This is a genomic window from Caulobacter sp. D5, assembly GCF_003185805.1.
Lineage (GTDB): Bacteria > Pseudomonadota > Alphaproteobacteria > Caulobacterales > Caulobacteraceae > Caulobacter.
In genome coordinates, this window is record NZ_QHJY01000064.1 from 1 (window position 1) to 13,677 (window position 13,677).

Genomic DNA, 13,677 nt, shown 5'->3' on the forward strand with positions numbered 1-13,677 from the left:
GCGCCGGCGGTCGACCGGCCGCTGGCCGTCACGACGCCCACCGAGCCGCGAGCGAGCCGGCGCTAGCCGGGCGCTCGACACGACGGCGCGGGGCGCGTAACTCGGGCCTTCCATCCGTCGTCCTGCTGGAGCCATGCTGCAGTCGCTGAAGCTCCTCCTGCCGGCCCTGATCCCGTCGTGGAACTTCTTCGACGTGATCGCGCCGTCGCCGCGGATCGAGTACGCGCTGCTGGCCTCGCCCGACGCCGATCCGGACTGGCGCGAGTTTCGGCCTCGGCCGCAGCGCGTCTCGCCGGCGGCCATGCTGTTGCGCCTGTTCTGGAACCCACGCCGCAACGAGGACCTGTTCCTGGTCAGCTGCGCCGAGCGCCTTGTCGATCAGCCCACCGCCCACAGCGAGGATGAGATCTACCGCCGGATCGCCGCCGATTTCGGTCCGGAGACGGGCGGCTGGCTGCGCTTTCGGCTGCTGTTCCTGGCCTGGGAGGACGGGGCGATCGTCGGCGAGGTGCTGTTCACCGCCGCGCCGCGCCGGTGGAAGGACGCGGCATGACCCTGGAGGCCGCCGCCCGCCTGAGCCAGGTCCTGCTGGCCCTGGCCCTGATCCAGCAGAGCCTGGAGCATCTGGCCGTCTCGCGTCCGGACCGTCCGCTGTTCGCCGCGCGCATCCTGCTGTGCCTGCTGGTCGTGGCGGGGCTGGCCTCGCCCTGGCCGCTGGTCGGCCTGGCGGTCGTGTCGCTGATGGTGCTGCAACGCTTCCAGGGACCCTACAACGGCGGCAGCGATCGCATGGGCTTGCTGGCCCTGTGGTGCCTGACGCTGACGGCGCTCATGCCCGCGCCGCGCCTGAAGGAGCTGTTCTTCGGCTATCTCGGCGCGCAGCTGATGCTGTCCTACGTCGTGTCGGGCTGGGTGAAGATCATCAACCCCGACTGGCGCTCGGGCGTGGCGCTGCGGCAGGTGTTCCAGTTCTCGGCCTATCCGGTCGCTGAGCGCCTGCGCGGCTGGGCGGCGCGGCCGCGCCTGCTGCTGGCCATGTCCTGGGCGGTGATGGCCTTCGAGCTGGCCTTTCCGCTGACCCTGCTGTCGCGGCCGGCGCTGATCGCGGGCCTGGTCGTGGCGGCGGCCTTCCATCTGGCCAACGCCTGCCTGTTCGGCCTCAACCGCTTCTTCTGGACCTGGCTGGCGGCTTACCCCGCCATTCTCTGGCTCCAGGATCGGCTGTTCTGAGCCTGCTCAGGCGAAGATCTTGATCACCGAGGCCAGGATCTCTTCCTTCGAGCGCACGCCCATCTTGCCGTGAATGTGCTTGATGTGGGTGCGGACGGTCAGGATCGAGACGCCCTTCTGGTCGGCGATCTTTTCGGCGCTGTTGCCGGCGATGATCTCGGCCAGGATCCGGGCCTCCATCGTGCTCAGCCCGAACATCGCCTCCAGGCGGGGGATGTGGGCCGGGGCGTCGAAGTCCTTGAGCACGATGACCAGGGCCCGGTCGTCGCCGTCCTGCACCACGCGCATGCGCATCAGGTAGCGTTCGTCCTGGTCGCAGTCGATGATCTGGCAGACCTCCTGGCCGGCCAGGGCCTCGGCCATGCGCTCGACCAGGAACTGGTGGGCCCGACGGTCGACGCCGCCGACCTTGCCGCCGCGATCGACCAGCGGGCTCGCGCCCGACAGCATCACCGCCGCGGCGCGCGAGCGCCACAGCACGGTCCCGTGGGAGTCGATGACGATGCGGGCGATCTCGTCTTCGTCCAGGCAAAAGCGTATCGCGCTGATGTCGATGAGCGAAGCGTGGGAACCATCCATGGCCTCTTCCCTCCCTTGAAGGCGCGGCTACTTGGGTCGCGCCATTTTTATGCCTTACTTAAATCGAGTTACGGCCGAGTTATCCACAACCTAGGATGAAGGTGGGTCCATTCGCGTCAGTTTGACGCATTAGCCGCTGATAATGATTATCATCCAAATTCAGATCATTGATCTGCATTACTAAGATCAATTTAGTTTTCCAATATTCTCCTCAATTTCCATCAATTCCCCCGTTGGGTGAAACTGTATTCTGTACCCAAGGTGGGGGATTTCAGGTCCTCGGTTCTCTGCAATCGTTCATTAAGAACTTGTTAAGAGAAACGGGGATCGGGACATGGCCGACAAGCTATCGACGCTTCCTCGCGCTCTGCGCAGCCAGCGCAAGCCGTCCTTGAAGGACTGGATACTTGGCGGGAGCTTGCTCGCGGGCGCTCTATTCGTTGCGAGCGTTGGTGAAAGCCGCGCCCAGGTCACCGCCTACGCAGGCGGTTCGCCCCCCAACATCGTGCTGTCCATTCCGGTGACGGCTTCGGTGGGCGGCCGCTGCGGCTTCTCGCCGGGCGCCGCGCCGAGCGGCACGAAGGACGTCGGCGAGGTCAACAACGCCTTCACCGCCGACTTCCCGTTCACCCTGCAATGCACGGTGCCGTTCCGCGCGGCGGTGATATCGAGCAACGGCGGCCTGCTGGCCTCCAGCGTCACCCCGGCGACCGGCTACACCAACCTGGCGCCTTATCTGGTCGACCTGAACCTGGTCGGCGACGTCGGCGTCGGCACGGTCAACGCGACCTGCGACACCGGCGACCTGAAGACGACCTCTGGCGCGACGTGCGGCTTCAAGGGGCCGGCCTCGGCCAGCCAGGGCCTGCGCCTGAACGGTTCGTCCTACGACACCAGCGGCTCCTACGTGCGGGTCCATCGCGGCGCCTATGCCGGCGCCCAGATCCTGGCGGCCGCCAACACCTATTCGGACTCGCTCACGGTGACGCTCAGCGTCTCGCCGTGACCGCGCTTACGGGTCCGCTCCCCCGGCGGATCCGGCGTCTTTCAGGGGGAGGGGGCCTCGGCCCGAACAACAGAGAGAGAAGCCGGTCCGCCGGCGCGACATTTGGGAGTGAAGACATGAACAAGACGATCCTCATCGGCGCCGCCGCCCTCCTGGGCCTGGCGATCGCCCCGGCCGCCATGGCCCAGACGGTGACCGGCACGGTCAACGTCACCGGCAGCGTCGCGGCCAAGTGCGTGGTCATCACCGGCGGCAGCGGCGGCACCTTCTCGGGCTCGATCCCGCTGGGTGAACTGGCCCAGGCCGACGGCACCCTGTCGACCACCCTGTCGGGCTCGACCAACGCCAGCCCCGGCGGCTCCACCCAGTTCCGGGTCAACTGCAACAGCGCCGCCCCCAAGGTGACCCTGAGCTCGACCCGCCTGGCCCTGACCCCCAGCGCCTCGGCCCCGACCGGCTACACCGGCGTGATCGACTACACCGCCGCGCTCGACGCCGCCCTGGCCAACAGCACGACCCAGACGGTCAGCTACGTCACCGCCGCCGCCCTGCCGGCCGCCACGGTCCAGAACCTGTCGACCAGCCTGGCCAACAGCGCCGGCAACCTGACGGTCAAGGCCTACGCGCTGAACACCGCCTCGGGCGCGCTGCTGATGGCCGGCAACTACGCCAGCACGATCTCGATCACCATCGAGCCCTCGTGATCGCGCGGGAAAGGGGAGAAACGCCATGCGTAGCGCCCTTCTCCTGACCGCCGCCGCGGCGAGCTTCACGCTCGTCGCGGCCGGGGGGCAGGCCCAGGCCCAGAGCGTCACCGGCACGGTCCAGGTGAATGGAACGGTGGCCAACCGCTGCCTGTTCGTCACCGACAACGTCGTGCTCGATCTGGGCGAACTGTCGCTGCAGACCGGCGACGTCGCGGCCATCGGCCGCCTCGACCAGGCCAAGCTGACGAGCCGGACGGCGACGCTGAACGGCTGGTGCAACGGCGTGTCGGCGACCATGGCGGTCGAGGCCCAGCCGATCTTCAACACCAGCTTCACCGACACGGCGCCGACCGGCTTCGAACGTCGGATCGACTACACCGCCACCGCCTCGGCCGCTCCGGCCAGCGGCTCGGTGTCGGCGTCCGACACCACCGTCACGTCCGGCGGCGGCTCGGCCAGCACCACCGGCATCTTCGCCAGCGACATCGTCGTCAGCTTCGCCGACGCGGCCACGCCCGCCGGCGGCCGGCTGATCTCCGGGTCCTATTCGGGCTCGGTGGCCGTGACGCTGGCTCCGGCCACCTGAAGGGGAGGAAAGGTCGTCATGATCCAGCACCGGACCTGTCTCGCCAAGGGCGTTACGAGCTTTGCGGCGGCTCTCGCGGCCCTCGGCTCGCTGTCGGCCGCGACCGGCGCCCACGCCCAGGATCCCGTCCAGGGAACCGTCGGCCTGGACGCCCAGGTGGCCCAGGTCTGCGTGCTGGGGACGCCCAATCCAGGAACCCTGGCCCTGGGCCAGATCTCCGAAGCCTCGGGAGCGCGGGTGGGCCGGCTGACGACCATCGCCAGCCAGTCCATCCAGCTTCCCGGCACCTTCTGCAACTACGCCGGCGCGGCCCTGGCCATCTCGGCCTCGCCGCTGGCGGTGACCGCCACCACCCAGGCCGGTTTCGTCGGCTCGGTGGACTACACCTGCACGATCAGCGCCTGGGGCGCGACGGCGGCGAGCGTCCGCACCAGCGCCGGCAGCAGTTCGAGCACGGGCTCCAGCGCGACCAATCCCGCGCCGCAGGAAACCGATCTGACCCTGGTGGTCTCGGACTTCGCCGTGAGCAGCGACGACCTGCTGCAGCCGGGCGCGTACCTCGCGCTCGTGACCATCACCCTCGGGCCCGATGCGGGCCTGGCCGCTTCGGGGAGCTGAACCATGCGGCGCACCTTTCTCATCCTCGCCCTGGCGCCCCTGGCCATCGCCCCGTTTGCAATGACGGGCGCCGCCTCGGCCCAGACCTACGGACCGTCCGACAGCGTCGGGCCGATCCAGATCACCGCCACCGTGCCCGACAACATCTGCACGATCGGCGACCTCTCCGACGGCGACAACCTGTTCGACGTCGGGGTGATGATCGACACCACCACGGGCCTGCTGCTGTCGACGCTGTCGGCGCCGCCCAAGGTGCTGACCGGAACCCAGTGCGGCGCCCCGAGCCAGCTGACCATCTCCGCCACCCAGATGACGGCCCAGGCCTTCACGACCACGCCGCCGGACGGCTTCTCGCGCGGGGTCGACTACACGGCCACGGCCTCGGGCTGGACCACGGTGGACGCCAGCTACGCCACGGGCGACGCCGCCAACGCGGCCGCCACCCAGACCCGCGACACCGGCGGATCGGGCCAGATCACCATCAGCCTGTCGGACTTCGCCACCGCCGGCGGTCCCAGCCTGAGGCCGGTCGCCGACGACACCTATCAGGGGGCGATCGTCGTCACCCTGGCGGCGATCAGTTGAGCGGGGAGGGCGCCATGACCAGCACCAATCGCATGAAGGCCGCCGTTCTCGCCGGGGCCTCGGCCGTCACCCTGCTGCTGCTGGGCCAGATCGCCCGCGCCCAGACCGACGACAACACCCGCGACTTCGTGGTCCAGGGCCAGGTGCCCAAGGTGTGCACGATCGCCTCGCCGACGCTCGGCGCGAGCCAGTTGGTCAACTTCCTGACCCTGACCGGCGGCACGCTGCAGGTCGATCAGCTGACCGATCCGGTCACCCTGTCGACCCGCGCCGCCTCGGCCCAGGTGACCTTCGCGGCGGTGTGCAACTACGCCCACCAGATCGTGCTGGAGAGCCAGAACAACGGCCTGTGGCGCTCGGAGCTGGGCCTGACCCCGGCCCCGACCGGTTTCAGCGACGCTGTGCCCTACACCGCCACCCTGGCCTGGGGCCCGATCAACAACCGCTTCGAGGCCGACGCCAGCGCCCGCCAGATCCGCGACAGCGCCCAGGCGGTCGACCAGCCGGTCGTCGGCGACGTGACTCTGCGCCTGGATATCCAGCCGGGCGCCACGAACCTGCAGACCAATGCTCCGCTGGTGTCCGGCGTCTACCGCGACACCCTGCGGCTGACGGTGGAACCCCAATGAAGACCGTCCTCATCCTCGCCGCCGCCGCGACGCTAGGCGTCGTTTCGGCCGCTTCGGCCCAGACCGTGAACACCACGGGCGACCAGGCCGCCAGCCAGCTGGAGCTGATCGCCCAGGCGCCCAGCGCCTGCGTGCTGTCGCCGCCCTCGGCGGCCAGCGGCGCCAACACCAGCTTCACCGCCCAGGGCGGCCAGGCCGGCGTCGTGCGCTTCACCGAGTTCGTCGATCCCCAGACGGCCCAGCCGCGCGACGCCTCGATCAGCCTGGCCTTCCCGGTGGTCTGCAACTCGGCCCACCGCCTGGTGGTGCGCACCGACGGCACGGGCCTGTCGCGCACCGCCGGCGCGGCGCCGGCCGCGGGCTTCCGCGACAGCCTCGACTTCCAGGTCACGGCCAATTGGGCCGGGGCCAGCGCGTCGGGCTCGAGCACGGCCCTGACCCCGATCGACCTGGCCACCGCCAACGGCGCGGCCGGACAGATGAACCTCGTCGTCGCCGTGGCTGGCGGCGGGGCGCCGATGGTGGCCGGCGACTACGCCGGAACGCTCGTCGTCGAACTGGAAGCCCAGAACTGAACTGTCGAACACCCATGAGGAGCGGACACCGAATGACTCGTTCGAAAAACTACCGGGGGCGTTGGCTGGGGGCGGTCGCCGCCCTCTGTCTCTCGGCTCTCGCGGCGCAGGGGACGCCGGGCTTGGGCGGAAGCGCCCTGGCCATGACCGTCCAGCCCGTCGTCATCGACCTCAAGCCGACCGGTCGGGGCATGTCCCAGATCGTCACGGTGCAGAACACCTTCGCCAACCCGCTGCCGGTCGAGCTGCACGCCGAGGAGCTGTCCTTCGACGACAAGGGCGCCCATCCCAGCGACGCGCCGACCAACGACCTGCTGATCTTCCCGCCCCAGGCGGTGATCCAGCCGGGCGAGACGCAGTCGTTCCGGATCCAGTGGGTGGGCGATCCGGCCCTGGCGCAGAGCAAGCACTACTACGTCACCGTGGCGCAGATGCCGGTGAAGCTGCCGGAGGGCCAGTCGGCCATCCAGATCCTCTACAACTTCCAGGTCCTGGCCAGCGTCGGCCCCGCCGGCGGCAAGCCGTCCCTGGCCCTGTCCAAGAGCGAGATCGGAACCGACGCCGAAGGCAAGCCGGTGCCGATCGTCTACGTGGCCAACACGTCCAACACGCACGGATACCTGTCCCGCGGAAAGCTGCGGATCATCGAGAAGGACGCCGCGGGCAAGGCGGTCTTCACGCGGACCATTCCTGGTCCGGAGATCCAACAGACGATCGGCTTCGGCCTGATCGCCCCCGGCCAGACGCGGCGGATCGCCGTTCCCATCGAACTGCCCTTGACGGCGGCAGCAGGAGGCTCCCTTGAGGCTCAATTCTCGTCCGACGAAGGGCGCTAGGTCCTTGACCTACCGCCGCTGGCTGCTGGCGGGATGCCTGGCCGGCGCGACGCCCCTCGTCGCGCCCCTGGCAGCCCTGGCCGAGCCGATCCCCTACGCGATGCTGGCTGCGGCCCAGGAGCCGACCAGCGCGCCTTCCCCCGGTGCGGCCACCGCCGCCGACGCTCGCCGCCAGCTCAATCCGACCGGCCGCGACGTCAACCTGACGGTGCCGCTGAAGACCGGCGACTACTATCTGGGCGACATGCCGCTGGCGATATCGGCCGACGGCCAGCTGTCGATGCCGTCCGACCGGCTGCTGAGCCTGCTGGCTCCGCTGCTGGACACCCCGGCGATCGCGGCCCTGCGCTCGTCGCTGGCCGGCCGCAGCACGGTCTCGCCCGAGGCGGTGACCGCCGCCAACATGAGCATGACCTACGACCCCCGGGCGCTCGAGCTGCGGATCGTGATCCCCGCCGAGCTGAAGGTGGTGCGCAGCCTGCAGGTCGCGCCGATGGACCGCACGGGCGTGGGGACCTACCTCCCGCCGGCCGGCTTCAGCGGCTACATGAACATCCGCGGCTCCGTCGACTACGTCGAGCAAGGCTTCGACGAGGGCTTCGGCGACCCGACTTTCCTGCTCGACAGCGCGCTGCGCATGAACGGGCTGGTGTTCGAGAACGAGGCCGTCTGGCAGCCGGGAGCCGACAACGACTTCCAGCGGCTGGGCACGCGCTTCGTCTATGACGACGTCAAGAACGTGCTGCGCTGGACCGCCGGCGACCTGCAGCCCGTCGGCCGCGGCTTCCAGTCCGCGCCCGACATGGCGGGGATCTCGATCTTCCGCTCCTACAGCGTGCTGCAGCCGCAGACGATCGCCCGCCCGCGGGGCCGCGAGAGCTTCACCCTGGCCCGGCCCTCCGACGTCAGCGTGATCCTCAACAACCAGCTGACCCGGCGCCTGCGCCTGGATCCCGGACGCTACAACGTGCGCGACTTCCCGTTCGCGCAGGGCTCCAACGACGTCCGTCTGGTCATCGAGGACGACACCGGCCGGCGCGAGACGCTGCAGTTCAACGTCTTCTTCGACCGCGCCCAGCTCGATCCGGGCCTGTCGGAATTCGGCCTGTTCGCCGGGGTCAAGGCGCCGCTGCTGCTCGACGGCCCCGACTACACCGAGGAGTGGACGGTCAGCGCCTTCTATCGCCGCGGCATCACCGACCGGGTCACCCTGGGCGTCAACGGCCAGGCCGACGACACCACCGTCATGATGGGCGCCGAAGGTCTGTTCGGGACCAAGATCGGCACGCTGGGCGTCGACTTCGCCCTGTCGCACATCGACGTCTACGGCTCGGGCTATGCGGCGATCGTCAGCTTCCAGCGGCTGTTCCAGTTCTCCGGCGGCCGCGCCGACGCCCTGAACCTGTCGTTCGAGACCCGCAGCCGCGACTTCGGCCCGGTCGGGACCTTCATTCCCGACAACCGCTACGCCTACGAGATCGGGGTCGGCTATTCGCACGCCTTCAGCGACGCGATCTACGCCAGCTTCGACGGGCGCTATTCGGCGGGCCGCGACGCGTTCCCGGACGCCAGCGCCTATCGGCTGGGCATGGGCTACCGCCTGACCTCGAACCTCGCGGTCACGGCCAACCTCATGTACGACGACGTGCCCGGACGCCGCGAAACCTCGGCCCTGATTTCGCTGTCCTGGCAGTTCTCGAACAATTCCAGCCTGCGGGCCGAGTACGATGGCCGCGAAGACCGCGCGCGGATCGCCTACCAGACGATCCATGGCCAGGGCGTGGGCTCCTACAACGCCTTCGCCGAGGTCTCGCGCTCGCCCGACGACTCCGCCTTCAACGGCAGCGTCAACTACATCGCCAACCGGGCGGAACTGGGCCTGTCGCACTTCCAGGCCTTCGACGGCCCCGACAACGGCCGCACGTCGATGCGGGTCGGAACCTCGATCGGCTTCGCCGACGGCGCGGTCTCGGTCGGGCGGCCGATCTACGACAGCTTCGCCATCATCCAGGGCCACAAGAGCCTGAAGGGCGCGGACATCGTCGTGAACCCCACGCCGTTCGGCTACAGCTCCAATTCCGGCCAGATGGGCACGGCGCTGGAGACGGGCCTGGCCGCCTACGCCGAGCGCACGATCACGGTCGACGCGCCCAACGCCCCGGCCGGCTACGACCTCGGCTCCGGCTCGTTCCGGGTCTTCCCGCCGTATCGCTCGGGTTACCGCCTGGTGGTGGGGTCGGACTACTCGGTCACCGCCATCGGCCGCCTGGTCGACGCCGACGGCCAGCCGCTGGCCCTGGTGTCCGGCCGCGCCGTCGAAATGGCCAAGAGCGGCGAGGGCGCCGAGCCGATCACCATCTTCACCAACCGCGTGGGCCGCTTCGGCGCCTCGGGCCTGAGGCCCGGCCGCTGGCGGCTCGAAATGGGGACCTCGCCCCCGACCGTCTACTACCTCGACGTGCCGGAAAGCGCCGAGGGCTTTGTCAAGGCCGGGGACCTCAAGCCCGCCGCGTCCGGAGGCTGACATGAAACGCCGATCGCATATCCTGCTTCTCGGCCTGGCCGCCGGCCTCGGCGGATCGCTGCTGGCCTCGGGCTCGGCCCTGGCCCAGTGCGTGACCTTCGATCCCGTCGTCCTGTCGGGCACCTTCGACCCGTTCAATCCGAGCGGCACGACGGTGCAGACCCTGTCCATCACCGCCCGGCGTCCGCCGGCGGTGGGCGGCAAGAAGACGCAGGAGGTGAACTTCATCTATCTGCGCCGGCCGGACACGCCGTCGAGCCTGACGATCATCCAGACCTCGACCGGCGGCCAGATCCTGGAAAACCCGCCCGGGCACGTGCTCGACCCGAACAACGTCAATCCCAACGAGGTCGAGCTGAACTTCGGCGGCGTCGGCCAGCCGGACGTGCAGACCTTCATGGTCACCATCACCGTGCCGAGCGGCGCCGACCTGCCGGCCGGGACCACCGACCTCTATCTGGACCAGAAATACTACTGCAAGCGCACCGGCGGCGCGGCCGACGAGCAGGGCGTGATCGCCAACTCGCTCGACGTGCGGATCAATGTGCTCAGCGCCCTGCAGGCCAGCTTCGTGGGGCCGGCGCTGGACTTCGGCGAGATCGGGACCTTGGCCACGGCCGACCTGCCGACCACGCCCAATTCGGTGAAGCAGCGCACGGGCAATGTCCGCGTCGCCAGCTCGGGTCCGTATTCGGTGGCGCTGACCTCGGCCAACCAGTTCCGGATGACCTATCCGGGCGGCAGCCTGGCCACCACCAATCAGCGGATCCCGTACCAGCTGGCCTTCCTGGGGCAGACCAAGACCACGGCCTCGCCGACCTTCAGCACCGTGACCTGTGCGCGGGCCGGCCTGTCGGGACAGTACCTGGCGGTGACGCCGACCCTGCTGGAAGGCGGGGCGGGCAAGGTCCCTGCGCCCAACTACCAGGACATCCTGACGGTGACCGTGACTCCTCTGGCGGTGCCGACCGGTACGACTCCCGTCTCCTGCATGTGACCTCGGCCCAGCCTGAAAAAGCCCCGCCGGCGCGAGCCGACGGGGCTTTCTTTTATCCGCGCACCCGAGAGGGGCGGGTGCGGAGGATCAGAGGGCGGTGATGTTCACCGAAAGGTCGCCGACCTGGCCGGCGTCCGCGCCCGGATCCAGGCGCAGCTGGTGGCTCTGCGAGGCGGCGGTGCTCGAGCGGCTGATCAGGGTGACGCCGGTCGACGACAGCTGGATCTTCTCGCCGTCGACATAGACCGCGGCGTCGCTCAGGCCCTGGGCGTGGGTCAGGCGCACTTCGTAGCCGGCGGCGCTGTTGCAGAACTCGGTCATGCGGCCCAGGTCGGTCGACTCGGTGCTCGAGGCCGTCGAGGCGTCGAGGCTGACGCGGCAGATGACCGGCACGTGCCCTTCGAGGCGAAGCTCGTAGCTGGCCGGCGCGGCGGAAGCGGTGGTGGCGGCCAGGACGGTGACGGCGGCGGCCAGGATCATCGGAAAGCGCATTTAAAACCCCAGGAGTGAGGATGATGGGAGGATCATCCCGGGTGAGGGTTAAGCACCGCACCCTAAAACATGGTAAACAAAATTAGTAGTAAGAATGACAGACTGTCGCAATAGAATATTCGTTAGGTGATGCATCTAATCATGCGTGCGTAATGCATTCTTACTATGTCCGATCTGGACAATAAAGAGCCTCGCCATGGGTGCTGTGAATGCTGGGTTGTGTTGATTGTCGCGCGCGAGTGGCGGCGATCGACCGGCGCCGGATCAGGACGAGGGGGTGCTGATGTCCTGATCCGGCGCTCGACGGGCGGGGCGGCTCCGCCGAGGAACGTCGAGGCGTTGCGGACAGCCCCGACGAACCGGTCATTGTCGCGGCGGTGACAAAACGGGGGGATTTGCCCTCGCGACCTGTAAATATTAACATATACAGGTCGCGCCACAATAGCGCAGCCTTATTAAAGGCAAAGAATAGAGTCTTGAACTTATCTCACTCGAGGATGTCGGCCGAAGAAATCACCGAGACCAGTTCGGCCTGGCGGTGCACGCCAACCTTGACCATGGCGGAGGCCATCTGGACGCGCAGGGTGTTGATGCTGACCTTGCGCTCGGCGGCGATCTCGGCCGGCTCGCGGCCCTGGGCCACGCGCGAGACGATCTCGGCCTCGGCCGGCGAGAAGTTGAACATCATCCGCGCACGCTCGGCGATGCGGGGAGAGGCCCGGCCGACCTCGCGGACCGTGACCAGGGCGCAGCGGAAGCCGCTGTCGTCGGTGCTGAACGGTTCGACCAGCACGACCAGGGGTTTCTGGCTGCGCGAGCGGTGGATCAGCATGGCCCCGGACCGGCCCTGGCGCACGGCCGCGGCGATGCGGTTGTGCAGGGCCTCGGACTCGAAGCCGTTCTCGGCCGTCAGCAGCCCGCCCTTCTCGGACAGGCCGTCGCCGTGGGCGACATAGCTCCAGGCCAGGTCATTGGCCGCGTAGACGCAGCCTTCGCTGTCGGAGACGATGACTCCGAAATTCAGCAGGTTGAGGATGGCGTTGGCGACGTGCGGTTCGAACACGCCGCGTTCGACTTCCGAATCCACCACCTCGATCATCTTGATCAGTCCCATGTGCGACGCCCCGTCTGGTCGCCTTCCAGTCCCCGAGAACAAGATCTTGCTTTAGGTCTGCGTTGCATCCACGGATTGTGACTGCTGCAATTCAAAAACAGATTTGTTTAATTTCGACACTGAAGGCTTGTGTAATTGATTTGATATTATTTCGTGGGGCGTCGCATACCCTGCATTGGGTAGTTAAAAAGACTATGTGGAGAAGACAACGCTATCAAATCGAGACGCGTCGTCGCGGTTTCTCCTGGCGCGCGATATCTCTGTAAATGCAGTGAAATGCAGTTTCACTACTTTCAGAGTTGAAGGTGGACCAGGCGATGGCTGACGGCCAGCAGGCCGGAGTCCACGCCGACCTGCAGGGCGCCGACCGCGATGGCCACGCCATAGGGCACGCCGGCCCGGGTCCGGATCCAGCCGGGCATGGCCACGGCGTAGGGACGGGCGACCAGGGCGACCAGGGCCAGGGCCCCGCCGGCGATCGCGGTGGCGATGGTCAGCAGCAGCAGGTTCTCCATGCCGGCGAACAGGGCGGCGACCGCCATCAGCTTGACGTCGCCGGCCCCGATCAGGCGGCGTGCGAACATCGGCACGCCGGCCAGCATGACGAGGCCGAAGGCCATCAGGCTGGAGAGCCAGTCGGGCGCCGGCCAGAACAGGAACTGCGCCGTCAGGAACAGGGCCAGCAGGGCGGCGGGGATCCAGTTGGGGATCTTGCGGCTCCACATGTCCCACAGCGCCGCGGCCACGAAGAAGCCGGCATAGGCGATGGAGCCAGCCAAGCGGACGAAGTCGATTTCCATCCCAGGTCTCCTGGATCAGTCTCAGGATCCGCCGCCGGGAAGCGGCGCGACGTCGTCGGGCGGTCCGCCGGCCAGGGGTGTCGCCGGCGGCGGCGCGGCAGCCTGCAGCACGCCCGGCGCGACTTCGCGGCCTTGCAGCCTGGCGGAATAGGCGATGTTGCTGAGCACGATGCGCGAGCTCGGATCGACCGCCAGCGCCCGTTCGTAGTAGCGGGCGCTGAGGTCGAAGCGGCCCAGCTTGTCGTAGACCACGCCCTGAGCGTTCAGCACCCGCACGTCGGCCGGCGCGCGGGTCGCCGCCAGCTGCAGCAGCTCCAGCGCCAGGGCGTAGTCGCGGGCGTTGATGGCCTCGGCGGCGCGGCCGTACAGGCGATCGACCGCGGCGGCGGGATCGGGCGC

The 13,677-nt window shown here is 68.4% G+C and carries 17 protein-coding genes; 12 read left to right on the forward strand and 5 right to left on the reverse strand.

Features of this window, described 5'->3' with window-relative positions; genetic code table 11:
* Positions 1-133 precede the first annotated feature (133 nt).
* Positions 134-553 (forward strand): hypothetical protein, encoded by a 420-nt coding sequence (locus DMC18_RS05130; protein WP_110119387.1) that lies wholly within the window; start codon positions 134-136, stop codon positions 551-553.
* Complete coding sequence (locus DMC18_RS05135; protein ID WP_110119386.1) at positions 550-1,230, forward strand: HTTM domain-containing protein; 681 nt, start codon at positions 550-552, stop codon at positions 1,228-1,230. Before DMC18_RS05130 ends, DMC18_RS05135 begins: the two co-directional genes overlap by 4 nt.
* A gap of 6 nt (positions 1,231-1,236) precedes the next feature.
* Here DMC18_RS05135 and DMC18_RS05140 read toward each other — a convergent pair whose 3' ends face one another.
* A complete protein-coding gene (locus DMC18_RS05140) occupies positions 1,237-1,809 on the reverse strand; it encodes a helix-turn-helix transcriptional regulator (protein ID WP_110119385.1) in 573 nt (190 codons plus the stop codon).
* Positions 1,810-2,143: 334 nt separating this feature from the next.
* On the opposite strand from DMC18_RS05140, the gene DMC18_RS05145 reads away from it, so the two are divergent.
* The 10 genes from DMC18_RS05145 (at position 2,144) to DMC18_RS05190 (ending at position 10,872) form a co-directional block, all read left to right on the forward strand.
* Complete coding sequence (locus tag DMC18_RS05145) at positions 2,144-2,815, forward strand: hypothetical protein (protein ID WP_146217979.1); 672 nt, start codon at positions 2,144-2,146, stop codon at positions 2,813-2,815.
* A 116-nt stretch (positions 2,816-2,931) separates the two neighbouring features.
* Entirely contained in the window at positions 2,932-3,519 is a 588-nt protein-coding gene (locus DMC18_RS05150) for a hypothetical protein (RefSeq protein WP_110119383.1), read from the forward strand.
* Positions 3,520-3,544: 25 nt separating this feature from the next.
* Positions 3,545-4,108: a hypothetical protein gene (locus DMC18_RS05155; protein ID WP_110119382.1), complete on the forward strand. Its 564-nt coding sequence runs from the start codon at positions 3,545-3,547 to the stop codon at positions 4,106-4,108.
* A gap of 18 nt (positions 4,109-4,126) precedes the next feature.
* Positions 4,127-4,726 (forward strand): hypothetical protein, encoded by a 600-nt coding sequence (locus tag DMC18_RS05160; protein ID WP_110119381.1) that lies wholly within the window; start codon positions 4,127-4,129, stop codon positions 4,724-4,726.
* A gap of 3 nt (positions 4,727-4,729) precedes the next feature.
* Complete coding sequence (locus tag DMC18_RS05165) at positions 4,730-5,311, forward strand: hypothetical protein (RefSeq protein WP_110119380.1); 582 nt, start codon at positions 4,730-4,732, stop codon at positions 5,309-5,311.
* A gap of 14 nt (positions 5,312-5,325) precedes the next feature.
* The gene (locus DMC18_RS05170) at positions 5,326-5,940 is read left to right on the forward strand and encodes a hypothetical protein (protein WP_110119379.1); all 615 of its coding nucleotides are present in this window, start codon (positions 5,326-5,328) and stop codon (positions 5,938-5,940) included.
* Positions 5,937-6,515: a hypothetical protein gene (locus DMC18_RS05175; protein ID WP_110119378.1), complete on the forward strand. Its 579-nt coding sequence runs from the start codon at positions 5,937-5,939 to the stop codon at positions 6,513-6,515. Before DMC18_RS05170 ends, DMC18_RS05175 begins: the two co-directional genes overlap by 4 nt.
* Positions 6,516-6,547: 32 nt before the next feature.
* Entirely contained in the window at positions 6,548-7,351 is an 804-nt protein-coding gene (locus tag DMC18_RS05180; protein ID WP_110119377.1) for a molecular chaperone, read from the forward strand.
* A 4-nt stretch (positions 7,352-7,355) separates the two neighbouring features.
* Positions 7,356-9,875, forward strand: coding sequence for a fimbrial biogenesis outer membrane usher protein (locus DMC18_RS05185; RefSeq protein ID WP_233245219.1), 2,520 nt, complete (start codon positions 7,356-7,358; stop codon positions 9,873-9,875).
* A gap of 1 nt (position 9,876) precedes the next feature.
* Positions 9,877-10,872: a hypothetical protein gene (locus DMC18_RS05190; protein ID WP_110119375.1), complete on the forward strand. Its 996-nt coding sequence runs from the start codon at positions 9,877-9,879 to the stop codon at positions 10,870-10,872.
* Between the two features lie 87 nt (positions 10,873-10,959).
* Here the strand turns inward: DMC18_RS05190 and DMC18_RS05195 are convergent, their stop codons facing one another.
* The 4 genes from DMC18_RS05195 to DMC18_RS05210 form a co-directional block, all read right to left on the reverse strand.
* Positions 10,960-11,364 (reverse strand): hypothetical protein, encoded by a 405-nt coding sequence (locus DMC18_RS05195; protein WP_110119374.1) that lies wholly within the window; start codon positions 11,362-11,364, stop codon positions 10,960-10,962.
* 487 nt (positions 11,365-11,851) lie between these two features.
* Positions 11,852-12,478, reverse strand: a complete 627-nt coding sequence (locus DMC18_RS05200) for a LuxR C-terminal-related transcriptional regulator (protein ID WP_110119373.1) — start codon at positions 12,476-12,478, stop codon at positions 11,852-11,854.
* A gap of 293 nt (positions 12,479-12,771) precedes the next feature.
* Positions 12,772-13,278, reverse strand: a complete 507-nt coding sequence (locus DMC18_RS05205; RefSeq protein WP_110119372.1) for a prepilin peptidase — start codon at positions 13,276-13,278, stop codon at positions 12,772-12,774.
* Positions 13,279-13,299: 21 nt separating this feature from the next.
* Positions 13,300-13,677, reverse strand: a 378-nt coding sequence (locus tag DMC18_RS05210) for a tetratricopeptide repeat protein (RefSeq protein WP_146217980.1), incomplete at its 5' end; no start/stop codon positions are given.